The 14,460-nt window shown below is 62.4% G+C and carries 14 protein-coding genes; 10 read left to right on the top strand and 4 right to left on the bottom strand.

Annotated elements, in window-relative coordinates; genetic code table 11:
* Positions 1 to 69: 69 nt before the first annotated feature.
* The 4 genes from recG to rpoZ form a co-directional block, all read right to left on the bottom strand.
* Positions 70 to 2,175 (bottom strand): ATP-dependent DNA helicase RecG, encoded by a 2,106-nt coding sequence (gene recG, locus VIZ63_RS05060; RefSeq protein WP_331608437.1) that lies wholly within the window; start codon positions 2,173 to 2,175, stop codon positions 70 to 72.
* Between the two features lie 161 nt (positions 2,176 to 2,336).
* Positions 2,337 to 2,723 carry a RidA family protein gene (locus VIZ63_RS05055; protein WP_331608436.1) on the bottom strand — a complete coding sequence of 129 codons (387 nt, stop codon included), beginning with the start codon at positions 2,721 to 2,723 and terminating at the stop codon, positions 2,337 to 2,339.
* 121 nt (positions 2,724 to 2,844) lie between these two features.
* Positions 2,845 to 5,004 carry a bifunctional GTP diphosphokinase/guanosine-3',5'-bis pyrophosphate 3'-pyrophosphohydrolase gene (spoT, locus tag VIZ63_RS05050; RefSeq protein WP_331608435.1) on the bottom strand — a complete coding sequence of 720 codons (2,160 nt, stop codon included), beginning with the start codon at positions 5,002 to 5,004 and terminating at the stop codon, positions 2,845 to 2,847.
* A 26-nt stretch (positions 5,005 to 5,030) separates the two neighbouring features.
* Entirely contained in the window at positions 5,031 to 5,318 is a 288-nt protein-coding gene (gene rpoZ, locus VIZ63_RS05045) for a DNA-directed RNA polymerase subunit omega (RefSeq protein WP_331608434.1), read from the bottom strand.
* A gap of 247 nt (positions 5,319 to 5,565) precedes the next feature.
* Between rpoZ and VIZ63_RS05040 the strand changes: the two genes are divergently transcribed.
* From VIZ63_RS05040 to VIZ63_RS04995, 10 genes are all read left to right on the top strand, one after another.
* Entirely contained in the window at positions 5,566 to 6,198 is a 633-nt protein-coding gene (locus VIZ63_RS05040) for a c-type cytochrome (RefSeq protein ID WP_331608433.1), read from the top strand.
* A 158-nt stretch (positions 6,199 to 6,356) separates the two neighbouring features.
* On the top strand, positions 6,357 to 6,989 hold the full coding sequence (gene rsmG, locus VIZ63_RS05035) for a 16S rRNA (guanine(527)-N(7))-methyltransferase RsmG (protein ID WP_331608432.1): 633 nt from the start codon (positions 6,357 to 6,359) through the stop codon (positions 6,987 to 6,989).
* A 166-nt stretch (positions 6,990 to 7,155) separates the two neighbouring features.
* Positions 7,156 to 7,959 (top strand): ParA family protein, encoded by an 804-nt coding sequence (locus tag VIZ63_RS05030; protein ID WP_331608431.1) that lies wholly within the window; start codon positions 7,156 to 7,158, stop codon positions 7,957 to 7,959.
* Positions 7,960 to 8,110: 151 nt separating this feature from the next.
* Complete coding sequence (locus VIZ63_RS05025) at positions 8,111 to 9,013, top strand: ParB/RepB/Spo0J family partition protein (RefSeq protein ID WP_331608430.1); 903 nt, start codon at positions 8,111 to 8,113, stop codon at positions 9,011 to 9,013.
* Positions 9,014 to 9,147: 134 nt separating this feature from the next.
* Complete coding sequence (locus tag VIZ63_RS05020; RefSeq protein WP_331608429.1) at positions 9,148 to 11,340, top strand: DUF5916 domain-containing protein; 2,193 nt, start codon at positions 9,148 to 9,150, stop codon at positions 11,338 to 11,340.
* A 311-nt stretch (positions 11,341 to 11,651) separates the two neighbouring features.
* A complete protein-coding gene (locus tag VIZ63_RS05015) occupies positions 11,652 to 12,056 on the top strand; it encodes an ATP synthase subunit I (RefSeq protein ID WP_331608428.1) in 405 nt (134 codons plus the stop codon).
* Between the two features lie 45 nt (positions 12,057 to 12,101).
* On the top strand, positions 12,102 to 12,962 hold the full coding sequence (gene atpB / locus VIZ63_RS05010; RefSeq protein WP_349261128.1) for a F0F1 ATP synthase subunit A: 861 nt from the start codon (positions 12,102 to 12,104) through the stop codon (positions 12,960 to 12,962).
* A gap of 52 nt (positions 12,963 to 13,014) precedes the next feature.
* Complete coding sequence (gene atpE, locus VIZ63_RS05005) at positions 13,015 to 13,260, top strand: F0F1 ATP synthase subunit C (RefSeq protein ID WP_331608426.1); 246 nt, start codon at positions 13,015 to 13,017, stop codon at positions 13,258 to 13,260.
* A 71-nt stretch (positions 13,261 to 13,331) separates the two neighbouring features.
* Positions 13,332 to 13,811, top strand: coding sequence for a F0F1 ATP synthase subunit B (locus tag VIZ63_RS05000; protein ID WP_331608425.1), 480 nt, complete (start codon positions 13,332 to 13,334; stop codon positions 13,809 to 13,811).
* A gap of 16 nt (positions 13,812 to 13,827) precedes the next feature.
* Complete coding sequence (locus VIZ63_RS04995) at positions 13,828 to 14,364, top strand: F0F1 ATP synthase subunit delta (protein ID WP_331608424.1); 537 nt, start codon at positions 13,828 to 13,830, stop codon at positions 14,362 to 14,364.
* The last annotated feature ends 96 nt before the right edge of the window (positions 14,365 to 14,460 follow it).

Raw genomic sequence — 14,460 nt, 5'->3', positions numbered from 1 at the left:
GATGACTTTGATCGCATCGATTTTTCCTGCTGGGGCCTGGAGCCTAGTCCCTAGCACCTCTCTTTCTATTCACACTTTTCCAAACTGCTCGCCCTGCCCCGTCCAGCGGCGCAGCAGCGGCGCTATGTTGGCCTCATTCTCCGCCAGCATCAATTCCGCGGTCTGCTGTACGCGCGGCAACAGATCCGCATCGCGCATCAGATCGGCGACTCGCATCTGCATCAGACCAGTCTGCTTCGTGCCGAGCAGTTCACCGGGACCCCGCAGTTCCAGGTCGCGGCGTGAAATCTCGAAGCCATCGTTGGTCGCACGCATGACGCTCAGACGCTCGCGTGCAACTTCGGTCAGTGGCGGGCGATACAGCAGCACGCAGTTGCTTTCCGCCGAGCCGCGGCCGACGCGACCGCGCAGCTGATGCAGCTGTGCCAGTCCCATGCGCTCGGAATTCTCGATCACCATCAGGCTGGCATTCGGCACATCGACGCCAACCTCGATGACTGTGGTGGCGACGAGCAGATCGATGTTGCCCGCCTTGAACTCGCTCATGACGGCGTCCTTGTCGCGTGACGTCATGCGCCCATGCACGAGACCGACGCGCAGCTCCGACAGAGCCTCTGCCAGGGTGTGCGCGGTCTCCTCGGCGGCCTGTGCATCGAGTTCTGCCGATTCTTCGACGAGCGGGCAGACCCAGTACGCTTGCCGCTTCTGCCGACAGGCATCGCGAATGCGCATGACCACTTCGTCGCGGCGGCTCTCGGTGAGCACCACGGTCTTGACCGGGGTTCTTCCCGGCGGCAACTCGTCGATGATCGACACATCCAGGTCCGCATAAGCCGTCATCGCCAACGTGCGCGGAATGGGCGTGGCGGTCATGATGAGCTGGTGCGGAAAACGCCCCGCACTCGCCCCCTTCTCGCGCAGCAACAACCGCTGGTGCACGCCGAAACGGTGCTGCTCATCGATGATCACCAGGCCCAGGCGATGAAACTGCACCTGCTCCTGGAACAGAGCGTGCGTGCCGATGACGATCTGCGCGGCGCCCGAGGACACATCACTGAACGCGCGTGTTCGCGCGGCGCCTGAACGCTTGCCGGTGAGCAGGACGACCTGGAGATTCAACGGCGACAGCCACGTGACGAAATTGCGGCCGTGCTGTTCGGCCAGCAGTTCAGTGGGGGCCATCACAGCCGCCTGAAATCCGGATTCGACGGCGCGCACGGCAGCGAGCGCCGCCACCAGGGTCTTGCCGCTGCCCACGTCGCCTTGCACGAGTCGCAGCATCGGGCTCGATTGCTGCAGGTCGCGCTCGATCTCAGCCCAGGTCCGTTGCTGTGCCCCCGTCGGGGAGAACGGCAGCGAGCGCAGAAATCCCTCGATGAGGTTGCGTTGCGGCTGAAAGGCCCAGCCGGGGTCGCGCTGCACTTCGCGGCGTAACAGACGCAGGCTCAGGTGGTGCGCAAGCAGTTCCTCGAACGCGAGCCGCCGTTGCGACGGATGCCGGTATGTCGAAAGCAATTCGAGACTGGCGTCGGGCGGTGGCCGGTGCACGTACTCGAGCGCCTCGCGCAGCGACGGCAGGTTCAACTCGCGCAGCGTCGATGCCGGCAGCCAGTCGCGAATCGTTTCGTTCGCGAGCTCGCGCAGCGCCATCGACGTGAGCTGCCGCAACCGTCCCTGCTGCATACCTTCGGTCAGCGGGTAGATGGGTGTGAGCGTTGCTTCGACGGGGTCAGCCGCATCGCCTGCCACGCGCCGATACTCCGGATGCACTATTTCCAACCCGCCCGGGCCGCGGCGGATCTCGCCGTAACAGCGAATGCGCACGCCGGGCGTCAGCGCCTGTTGCTGACCGGAGCTGAAATAGAAGAACCGCAGCGTCAGCGAGCCGGAGCTATCGGCGATCCGGCACAGCAGCTGACGTCGGCCGCGAAAGGCCACTTCGGCGAGCCGCACTTCTCCTTCCACCACCGAGCGATCACCGATCCGCAGCGCCCCAATAGGTACGACCTGCGTGCGATCTTCATAGCGCAGAGGCAACAGGAACAGCAGATCCTGGATGGTGGAGACGCCCAGCTTCAGCAGTTTCTGTGCCAACGCTGCGCCCACACCGCGCAATACAGTGACGGGCCGGTGTTCGGCCGCGGATACAGGTTGTGATTTGGCAGAAATATTCATGAGCGCCGTCCGTGGCGAGTGTATGTGAGTCGGCCGGCCAACTGGCGGACTGGCTAACGGGCTAACTGGCCGACCGGCCAGAAGCCGGAGGTTCTGTGCTCTTGATCTTGCCAGTACGCCAGTTGGCCAGTTGGCCGTTGGCCGGCTAGCCCGTACGCCAATCAGCCGAGTTCCAGCACGCAATCCATCTCAACGGCCGCGCCCTTCGGCAATGCCGCGACCTGGATCGCCGCACGCGCGGGATACGGTTCCTGGAAGTACTCCGCCATGATCTGGTTCAGCAGCGCAAAGTGCGAGAGGTCCGTCAGGAACACGTTGAGCTTGGTCACGCTCGCAAACGTACCGCCCGACGCCGTGATGATGGCATTGAGATTGTCGAAAACCCGCCGGATCTGTGCGTCCATCGAACTCGTCACCAGCTGTCCCGACCTGGGATCGAGGGGAATCTGGCCCGAGACATACACGGTGTTGCCGACCTTCACGGCCTGCGAGTAAGTGCCGACAGCGGCGGGAGCGTCGGGGGTCGAGATGATGGTGCGGGACGACATGAGGACCTCGATAAAGAAGGCTTACTGGCCGACTGGCAAACCGGTCTGCTGGCCAGAATCCGGACAGAGAATCATCAATGCGGCTTGGTTCTGGCTCTGGCCAGTTTGCCAGTTAGCCGGGTCATGCGAGTACTCGAGTGACCCTCAACACCTCCGCCATCTTGCGCAGATTCTTGATCACGCCCGCCAGGTGTTTGCGATTGCGGACCTGCAGGTCGAAGACCAGGGTCGACGCGTCGCCGTCGCGTTCATCCACCGCCACGTGCTCGATGTTGGTATCGGTCGAGGCGATGTTGGACGCGATCGCGGCCAGTGCGCCCATGCGATTGCTGACGTCGATACGGATTTCGACATTGAACAGGCGGTCGAGGCTTGGCTGCCAGGATACGGACAGCCATTTGTCGGGTTGCTTGCGGTAGTTGCGCAGATTGCCGCAGACCTCGCGGTGGATCACGACGCCGCGGCCGCTCGACAGGTAGGCCATGATCGGATCATTGGGAATCGGGAAGCAGCAGCGCGCGTAGGTCACGACCATGCCTTCGGTGCCGGCGATGGCCAGCGGACCCGATTGCGGCACGGGCTCGGCGGGAGGCGCAGTATCCGCAGGCAACAGACGACGCGCGACCAGCGGCGCAAGCCGCTCACCCAGGCCGATGCGCTCAAACAATTCTTCCGCGCTCTTGAGATTGAGATCGCTCGCTGCGGCCTGGACGCGTTCGTCCGGGACCTTCTTGAGTGCCAGCCCCAGATCGCTGAGCGCCTGGTTCAGCATGCGTTTGCCGAGCTCGACGGCTTCGGAATGCTTCAAGCTCTTTAAATAGTGACGAATCGCGGCGCGCGCCTTGGCCGTCACCACGAAATTCACCCACGCCGGATTCGGCGTAGCACCCTTCGCGGTGATGATTTCCACGGTCTGACCATTGCGCAGCGGTGTGCGCAGTGGCACGAGCCGGCGATCGACCTTGGCGGCAACGCAGTGATTGCCGATGTCGGTGTGCACGCTGTAGGCGAAGTCGACCGCGGTGGCGTTGCGCGGCAGGCGACGGATTTCGCCGCGCGGCGTGAAGACATAGACCTTGTCGGGGAACAGGTCGACTTTCACGCTCTCCATGAATTCTTCGGAGTTGCCGCCGTGCTGAATCTCCATCAGCTGCTGCAGCCACTCGCTTGCCCGGTCGCGATAAGCGCGCCCCTGGTCTTCGCCGGACTTGTAACCCCAGTGGGCCGCAATGCCGGATTCGGCGACGCTATTCATTTCCTCGGTGCGGATCTGCACTTCGATGGGCATGCCGTTCGGCCCGAAGAGCGTCGTGTGCAACGACTGGTAGCCGTTGACGCGCGGAATCGCGATGTAGTCCTTGAAGCGGCCCGGCATCGGCCGATACAGGCCGTGCACCAGGCCGAGCGTTCGATAACAGGTATCGACGCTGTCGACGACGATGCGGAAGCCGAAGACGTCGACGATGGAGGTCAGCGGTGCGCGCTTGCGCCGCATTTTCTGGTAGACGCTGTAGAGGTGCTTCTCGCGACCTTCGACGCGCCCTTTGATGTCGGCCTTGGCCAGTCCGCCGCGCAGATTGTCCGCGATCTTGCCGACGAACTGCTTCTGGTTGCCGCGCGCCTTCTTCAGCGCACGCTCGATGATGCGATAGCGACCCGGGTACAAGGACTTGAACCCGAGATCCTCGAGCTCCGACTTGACCGAGTGAATGCCCAGGCGATTCGCGATCGGCGCGTAGATTTCCAGGGTCTCGCGCGCAATCGTGCGGCGCTTCGCCGGCGGCATCGCGCCCAGCGTGCGCATGTTGTGCGTGCGATCGGCGAGTTTGACCATGACCACGCGAATATCGCGAACCATGGCCAGCAGCATCTTGCGGAAGGATTCGGCCTGCGCCTCGGCGCGACTGCGAAACTGGATCTGATCGAGTTTGGAGACACCGTCGACCAGCTCGGCGACTTCCGCGCCGAAGCGCTCGGCGATTTCTTCCTTGGAGCTCGCAGTGTCTTCGATGACGTCGTGCAGGATCGCAGCGACGATGGTCTGCGCATCGAGGTGCAGGTCGGCCAGGATGTCGGCCACCGCCACCGGATGTGCGATGTAGGGTTCGCCGCTTAAGCGCTTCTGGCCCTGATGGGCCTGCGCTCCGAATTCATATGCATCCCGAACCCGGTCGACCTGCGCCGGCGGCAGGTATGTTTCAAGCTTGTTGAGAAGCTGGGTGACGCCTATCGAGCGTCTTCCGGTCGGCAGCAGACCGAGAATGGAGGACGCATAGTCCATGGCCGGCGGGGAATCTCAGTGGCCGGTCAATCCCCCAGCCCGAGGTGCGGCGCGCGGATCTCGCCAGACATCATCATGTCGGCGTCCGGCATCATTTCCGGCATCGGTCGCTGTTCGACCTCTTCCAGAATTTCCGGGCCGATATGACCGGCGGCGATCTCGCGCAAGGCCACGACGGTCACCTTGTCGTTCTCGCTGTCCACCGTGGGTTCTGCGCCATTGGCCAGCTTGCGCGCACGCTTGGCTGCAACCATGATCAGCTGGAACAGGTTCGGGACGTGCTGCAGGCAGTCTTCGACAGTGATGCGGGCCATGCGAAACCTCAGACGGGGAGCGGGAGAGACGCCCGGTGAGTGCCGGGAGCGCGAAAAGTATAGCCGAGCCACCCCGTGGATGTGAGCCGCAAGCGGCCGGATTCATGGGAAACCTGACGTAAACCCGTGAATTGGCGCTATTCATGAACAATATCGCGGGCTACCATTGCGCCCCCCCGCTGACCGGTAACCCCCTGGCCTACGCCGGCAGCGCAAGAATTTGCTCAAGAAAGTGCGGAGACGAGGAATGAAGTTTCGACCGACCCTGCTGGCGCTCGGCCTGGGTGCAATCGCGATCGCCATGAGCGCCGGTGCGACTGCCGAAGGAAATGTGGAGAACGGCAAGACGCTCGCCTACACCTGCCACGGCTGCCACGGTATTCCCAACTACAGGAACGCCTGGCCCAGCTTTACCGTCCCGCGCCTGGGCAACCAGAGCCTGAAATACATTTCGGTCGCCCTGGCGGAATACGCGTCGGGCGAACGCTCCCATCCGACCATGCGTTCGCAGGCAGTGAGCCTGTCGGCGCAGGATCGCGAAGATATTGCCGCCTTCCTGCATGCCGAAGGCGCCAATCCGGAGGCCGACGTGATCGGTACGCCGCCGCCAGCGACGCAGACCTGCGTGCAGTGCCACGGCGCCAATGGCGCCAAGCCGCTCTCGGACGACTATCCGGTGCTGGCAGGCCAGTACGCGAACTACCTCGTGCATGCTCTGAAGGATTACAAGAGCGGCAAGCGCAAGAACCCGATCATGGCCGGCATCATCGCGGGCGTGGATGAAAAGGACTTTGACGCCCTCGCCCAGTTCTTCGCGCAGCAGAAGGGACTGTGCGGCACGGAAGAGATTCGCAAGCACGGCAAGTGCAGCCAGAAGTGATCTGACGCGCGCCCTGCGTATCCGCGCAGGGCGTGCTTTCCACCGGAGGCCGGCTCCCTGACGCCATCATGGAGCGGTCACAGAGTGTCTGAGTCCGGATTCCCCAACCTCTGTGCACTTCGAGTGATCTCTCGCGTGAAATTTTCCCCGTCGAATTCATGAACTCCGTCGCTCTCACCGCAGGCGCGAACCAACTGGGCATTGCACTGAGCGATGACCAGGCCGCGAGGCTGCTGCGCCTGCTCGATGAGCTCGACGACTGGAATCAGCGCATGAATCTCACGGCGATTCGTGAGCGATCCGCGCAGATCACCAAGCATTTGCTGGACAGCCTGTCGATTCAGCCGTATCTGCGCGGTTCGCGCGTATGCGATGTCGGCACGGGTGCGGGGTTTCCCGGCATTCCGCTGGCAATCGTCAATCCGGAACTGCAATTCACGCTGGTGGACTCGACCGCCAAGAAATTGAAGTTCATCGACCACGTCGCGCAACTGCTCGACTTGAGCAACATCGTCACGGTGCATACGCGCGCGGAAGATTTTCGTCCCGAGGAACGATTCGATGTGGTCGTGTCACGCGCGGTCGGGCCGGTGGTGCAGTTCGTCAAATGGGCGGGCCATCTCGCTGTCGGCGGCGGGCGACTACTGGCGATGAAGGGCAAATCCCCTGACGAGGAAGTCAGGCAACTGCCGAATGGCTGGAAAGTCGCGGCGATCCATCGACTTGAGGTTCCCGGTCTGGACGAAGAGCGGCATCTTGTGGAAATCTGCCGCTCGCACGACAAAGTCTAGGCCAACTGGCAAGCTGGCCAACTGGCAGCTGGGCGGAATAGAGTTCCGCCCTCTCGCGAATACGTCTCGCCCGCATCTCACCTAATTCATTCAGGGATCCGTCCGATGATCATCTCTTTGTCCGGGCAGCCGACCCGTTAGCCAGCAAGCCAGTCGGCCACTACTCATGCACCGCATTCTCGCCATCACCAATCAGAAAGGCGGCGTCGGCAAGACGACGACGAGTGTGAATCTCGCAGCGTCGCTCGCCGCGACGAAGCGGCGCGTGCTGCTGATCGATTGCGATCCGCAGGGCAATGCGACCATGGGTTGTGGCGTCGACAAACGCACCGTGGAACTAACGACGACGGACGTATTGCTGGGCGACTGCGACATCAATTCGGCGCTCGTGTCGGTCGACTACTCGGATTTCAAGCTGCTGCCCGCCAATCAGGATCTCGTGGCGGCCGAAGTCGAGCTGATGGGTAAACCCGGCTGCGAAACGCGGCTGCGCGACGCCCTGCAACCGATGCTGGAGCAGTTCGACATCGTGCTGATCGACTGCCCGCCTTCGCTCAACATGCTGACGCTCAACGCATTGGTCGCCGCTGATGGCGTGCTGATCCCGATGCAGTGTGAGTACTACGCACTCGAAGGTCTGACTGCCCTGGTGGGCACCATCGAGCAGATCAAGGCCGGTCCCAATCCGCGCCTGGAGATTCACGGCATCCTGCGCACCATGTTCGATCCGCGAAACAATCTCGCCAACGAAGTTTCGGCACAGCTGACGGAGCATTTTCCTGGCCGTGTGTTCCGCACCATCATTCCGCGCAACGTGCGGCTCGCGGAAGCGCCGAGCTTTGGCAAGCCCGCGCTGTATTTCGACCGCGAATCCCGCGGCGCGCTCGCGTATCTCGCGCTCGCCGGCGAGATGATCCGCAGGTCCGAGGACGAAGCGACGACGCCGAGCGTCGGTGCGGTGGGAACATGAGAAGGTGGCCAGCCGGCCAACCGGCCTACTGGCCAATCGGCCAGAGCAGAGACGCGGCAGACTGCCGCAGTGCCACGTTCGTTTCGTCAGTTCATTCTCTCGTCTGGCCAGTTGACCAGTCGGCCAGTACGCCAGTCGGCCTCTAGAACCCATGTCCACCAAACGTCCCAGCCTCGGTCGCGGACTCGGCGCCTTACTCGGTCAGCCTGCAGCCGTCGATAACGCCGCAGCGCCTGCGGTAGCGCAGCTGCGCCCCGACGAAGAACTGCTGAAACTACCTGTCGATCTGCTCCAGCGCGGCAAATATCAGCCGCGCATCGATATGCACATGGACACGCTGCAGGAGCTGGCCCAGTCGATCAAGGCGCAGGGACTGATTCAACCCATCCTCGTGCGTCCTCTGGGCGATCCGCAACCGGGGCAACCGCGTCGCTACGAGATCATCGCGGGCGAACGTCGCTGGCGCGCCGCGCAGCTCGCAGGCCTGCACGAAATCCCTGCGATCGTCCGTCGCGTGGGCGATGAAGCCGCGGTGGCGATGGCCCTGATCGAAAACATTCAGCGCGAGGACCTGAATCCGCTGGAAGAAGCGCGTGCGCTGGGACGACTGATCTCCGAGTTCGACATGACGCATGCGACAGCCGCCGAAGCGGTCGGTCGTTCGCGTGCCACGGTGTCGAATCTGCTGCGACTGCTCGATCTGTGCGACGAAGCGAAAGGGCTTGTCGAGCGCGGCGAACTGGAAATGGGCCACGCACGCGCGTTGCTGGGGCTGGAGAACAAGCGACAGCAGGCCGAAGTTGCCGCGCAGGTTGCGAACAAGAAATTGTCAGTGCGTGAAACCGAAGCGCTCGTGCGCCGCATGATCGCGGGTCCGCAGGGATCGGCGCCCGCGCCGAAGGCAGATCCGAACATCCGCAAGCTCGAGGGCGACCTCTCCGATAAGCTTGGCGCCAAGGTGCAGGTGCAGCATTCCGGGTCGGGCAAGGGCAAACTGGTGATCACCTATCACTCGCTCGACGAACTCGACGGTATCATCGGTCACATTCGCTAGTTCGAGGACGCACGGATGAGCACTTGCAGGGAAGCGTTTGCGAAATGCCATTCGCGCGGTTCGTAATCGACGCGCTCGCCGTTACCATAACTCGAACGAATCTCTGCGGCGCAATCGCACTGTATACAGCCGCTTTGCTGCCCTCCCTGGCTCTGGGCGCGATCCAGGCCGACGGTCAATTCGATGAGGTCGAATGGCAGCAGGCCGTGACCTGCGGTCAATGGCGGCGTACCGAACCGTTTGCGCGCGTCGAACCGCGCTACCCCAATGACGTGCGCATCGTTGCAACCCCTGAGGGACTTGCAGCCGCATTCACCATCGATCAGCCGCCGGGCGAGCGGCGCATCAAGCCTCGCACACCGCGCGATTCCGAAGCGCTGGCCGGTGACTCCGTCAGTCTCATGATCGACTTCGATGCCACGGGACAGGTGGGCTACGAGTTTTCCGTCGGCTTGGGCGGCGGCGTACGTGATGGCACCATCACGAATCAGAACGAATTCAACCGCGACTGGGACGGCACCTGGCAACACGCCATCCGTGAAACCGGGGATCAATGGTTCGTCGAGATCCTGGTGCCGTGGCAGGCCGTGAACATGCGGCCCACCAGCAAGCCGATGCGTGAGATCGGTGTATATGCGACGCGCTATCTGTTCGACCGCAACGAGCGCGATGCCTGTCCTGGCATCTCCGTCGATTCGCCGGCGTTCCTGGCCGATTTCCGTCGTATCGAAGTAGCGCAATACAGCGCCGCCGCGGCGCTCGACGTCGTGCCTTACCTCACGGTCGTGCGCGACAACCGGAGCGATTCGGTCGATACGAAAGCCGGTGTCGATGTCAGCTGGAAGCCATCGCCGCACTTCTGGCTGACCGCCACCGTGAATCCGGACTTCGGGCAGGTCGAGAGCGACGAACTGGTCGTCGACTTCTCTGCGGTCGAAACCGTGTTCACGGACAAGCGTCCCTTCTTCACCGAGAACCAGAACCTGTTCGCGCTCGCGACACCCGCCAACGGCCAGCTCATCTATACGCGACGCGTTGGCGCGGCTCCGGACGATGGCAGTGCCGGGTCCAGCGATATCGATGCGGCCCTGAAGATTTCGGGCAGCGCAGGCTCGCTCGACTACGGGACCTTTGCCGCGCAGGAGCATGAGTACGAGGATGGTAGCGGCAGATTATTCGGCGCGGCGCGGGCGCGCGTGACGCTTCCCGTCGGACGTGTCGGCTACCTCGGCAGCTGGACCGATCGTCCGCTCCTCGATCGCGAGGCGGCCGTCAACGCGCTCGACTATGACCTGACGCCGAACGACTGGTGGCGCGTTGCAGGTCAGGTGATTCGCAGTGACATCAACGCCGGGGGCGTGCGCTCCGATGGCTATCAGGCGTGGGTACAGACGGACTTCAATCGGTCCGCGCCCCTCTCGCACACGCTGACCTTGCTGTACATCGACGATGAATTCGATCTCAACGATCTCGGCTACATGGAGCGCAATTCACTGCGGCAGGCCGAGTGGGTGGCGCTGCGGCGGCTCGCTCCGTCCAACGGTCGCGTGAATGGTGAAACCCAGGAGCTGCACCTGCAGTATCGCGAGAACGACGCGGGCGAGCGCCTGCAGTCGCGCATCCAGCTGATACGGGAAGTGAACTTTCGCAGCCGCTGGCTCGCCTATGAGGAATTGCGGGTGATCCCGCGCGGTATCGATGATCTGATCTCGCGCGGCAACGGCCCCGTGATGCTCGATACGCGTTACAGCGCGTATGCGGACTTCACCTCGCCGCGACTGGGCGCATGGCAGTTCGTTTTCGGTGGTTATCTGTTCCAGCAGGGCATCGAGGACTACTCCGGCTGGCTGCAGTTGACGGCGGCGTGGTATCCGATCGAGCGGCTGACGCTGCGGCTGGACCTGAAGCCCCAATACACCGATGACTGGTTGCTCTGGCTGCAGGACAACGACTTCGGCACCTATCGCGCGCCCCGCCTCGATCTCGACTTTCGCCTCGACTGGATTCCCGCGCTTCGTCATGAACTGCGACTGCGCTGGCAGTGGATCGGCATCGCGGCCGATGCGCGCCAGGCCTGGCAGACTGACGCCGACGGTGTCCTGCAGCGCACTGCCACCGTTCTCGAACCGTTCTCCGTCAACAGTCTGGGCGTGCAACTGCGCTATCGATACTCATTTGCCCCGCAGTCCGACATCTATGTGGTATATGCCCGCGGCGGTTTTGATCTGCTGAATGACGACGATCGCGAGGTCGGGCAGTTGTTCAGGGATATGGATGAGGTCCGGAGCTCCGACCAGTTTCTGATCAAGTTCAGCTATCGCCTGTAGTCCATCGCCAGTTCCGGCAAAAATTTCCCCACGTACGTCGGCGAGTCAGGCCTGCGGCGGGGATCTCACGCGGTGCGGCAGGTGCGAATGCAGGTTGTCGCGAAATGCCGGCTGTGATTTCTTGAAGCACTGCAAAACGCTGCGTATAATCCGCCGCCTTTTCCGGCCGAGTAAACTTCGGTCGGGGGTGGGTTCGTCGTAATGCCACACGTCGCCGACACATCGGTCCACGCAGTGGCATTTTTGTTGTCCGTCGATCAGATGGGCGTCGTAGTCGGGGCGGTGTCCGCAGAGAGGCTCAGGGCAAGGTCATGAGCAACAACTCTCTGGGCAGCGCGGCACGCCAGTCCGTGAGGATCCTGCTGTGGCAGCTGGCCGGGGTCGTCGCGATGGCAGCCATCGGCGGCGCAGTGTTCGGCGCGCGCGCCGGATGGTCGGTACTGGCAGGCGGTGGCATCGGGCTGCTGTGGACGGCCTACATGGCCTTTACGCTGTTTCGACACAGCCTGAATCATGGCGCGCAGCTGGGCGCCGCGAGTTTTGTGATGGCCTGGCTGGTGAAGCTGGTCGTCACGTTTGGATTGCTGGTGATCGCCTTTCGCTCCACAGCGATGGCGCCACTGGGGTTGATCGCTGGATTGTTCGGCGCACTGATCGCGTATTGGGTCTGTCTGGCCTTCGGGCTGTCGCAGAACAAATCAGCCACGGGCAAGTAGTCCGCGGTTCGGGAAGTTAAAGGGTAAGTCATGCAAAGTCTGTTGATGGCAAGCGAGGGCGGGACCGAATCCGGCGGAATGTCGGGCTATATCTCCCATCACTTGCATCATCTGGCTTCGAAGACCCAGGACGGGCTCTTCGACATCAATGTCCTGCACCTCGATACCGTCTTCTTCTCGATTCTTTGCGGCGTTCTCTTCCTGATCCCGTTCTTCTTCGCTGCGCGTCGCGCCACTTCGGGCGTACCCGGCCGCTTCCAGGCATTCGTCGAAATGCTGGTGGAGTTCGTCGAGGAACAGGCCAAGGGCATGGTGCATGGCAATCTCAGCTACATCGCGCCGCTCGCCCTGACGGTCTTCGTCTGGGTTGCGATGATGAATGCAGTCGACCTGATTCCGGTGGATCTGTTCCCCTGGGTCGCGCACAACATTTTCCACATCGACTACCTGCGCCCGCTGCCGACCGCTGATATCAACGGCACGTTCGGCATCGCCGTTGGCGTGTTGCTGCTGGTGTTCTATTACAACTTCAAGGTGAAAGGCGTCGGCGGCTTCCTGCACCAGTGGATCACGGCACCATTCGGCAACGTGAAGCTGACGGGCAATCCGCTCACCTGGATCGCCTTCCTGGTGCTGGCCGTGGTCAACATCGCCTTCACCATCATCGAATACGTGGGCAACACCTTCTCACACGGCATGCGTCTGTTCGGCAACATGTATGCTGGCGAGCTGATCTTCTTCCTGATCGCCGGCCTGGGCGGCACAGCGACTGCTTTCGGCATCGGTATGCACCTGTTCACAGGCACGGTGTGGGCGATCTTCCACATCCTGATCGTCCTGCTGCAGGCATTCATTTTCATGATGCTGACGCTGGTCTACATCGGCCAGGCGCACGAGCATCACTAAGGCTTTCTTTCAACACTGATCGTTTTTGGTTGGTTTTTTCCGGAGAACTCTCATGACAGACGTAGCATTCGTCGCCCTGGCTTGCGGTTTGATCATCGGCATCGGCGCTCTCGGCGCGTGCATTGGCGTCGGCATCATGGCTGCCAAGTACATTGAATCCTCGGCTCGCCAGCCAGAACTGATGAACGTGCTGCAGACCAAGGTCTTCCTGCTGCTCGGTCTGATCGACGCGTCCTTCATCATCGGCGTCGGTATCGCACTGTGGTTCGCCACTGCTAATCCGTTCGCGGCAGGCTGAAGTCATTCGGCGCGCCGCAACCCTGCGTGCGCGCTGACGGCAGGTCGATTGCAGCTTAGGCAGTAATTTCCATGAATCTGAACGCAACACTGTTCGTGCAGTTGGCGGTGTTCTTCATCTTGTCCTGGGTGACGATGAAGTTCATCTGGCCGCCGCTGATCGCAGCCATCGACGAGCGTCGCAAGAAGATCGCCGACGGGCTGGCGTCCGCCGAAAAAGCGGACAAGAGTCTCGCGGAGGCCAAGGCAGGCGCTACGGTCGTGCTGAAGGAAGCGCATGTCCAGGCGAGCAAGATCATCGAGCAGGCCAACCGCCGCTCGAATGAGCTCGTCGAGGAAGCGCGCGGCACGGCGATCGCCGAAGGTCAGCGTCTCATTGGCTCGGCTCGTGAGCAGGTCGAACTCGATTCGAACCGCGCGCGCGCCGAACTGAGTAAAGAGGTCGCTGCGATTGCAGTGAGCGGCGCGAGCAAGCTGCTGGGTCGCGAGATCGATGCGCGTACGCACGCGGATCTGCTCGACAAGCTGGCGCTCGAAATCGAACGCGGCTGACCGCACCGGAGCAACGATGGCTGAGAAAGTCACAATCGCCCGGCCCTATGCCCGCGCTGCCTTTGGCTTCGCGCAGGAGCAGAAGGCATTGGCGAAGTGGTCAGAACTGCTGGGCAATGCCTCGGCAGTCGTTGCCGATGAGCGCGTCGCGCGGCTGTTGACCAGCCCGGCGGTCACGCCGGCGCAACTGGTCGAGCTGATCGGCGAAAGCACCGGCGTCGCGCTGGACGAGAACGGGAAGAACTTCCTGAAGACGCTGGCACACAATCGCCGGCTCGGACTGCTCCCGGAAATCGCAGCGATGTACGAGATCCTGCGCGCCGACGTCGAGAACATCGCCGACGTGCAGATCACGTCTGCGGTGGCGCTCAGCGACGCACAGCGCGAACGGCTCTCCGCAGCGTTGAGCAAGCGTATGAAGCGCGAAGTTCGTCTGCACTGCGAGGTCGATCCTGCATTGCTCGGCGGCGCGGTCGTGCGCTCCGGCGATCTGGTCATCGATGGTTCCCTGAAAGCAGGTCTCGAGCGTCTCGCCAGCGAGCTCGCTCACTGAGCATGAGGGCAGCGCCTGAGCGCTGCCGCGACAAGTATTCAGAAGTGACGGCGATAGGGTGCCGAGCTTCATCAAGATAGCGGACCGAGGAAAGCG

The organism is Povalibacter sp. (genome assembly GCF_036520495.1).
Lineage (GTDB): Bacteria > Pseudomonadota > Gammaproteobacteria > Steroidobacterales > Steroidobacteraceae > Steroidobacter.
Note: the sequence above shows the minus strand (reverse complement) of the source record. Positions and strands in the feature narration are given on the sequence as shown.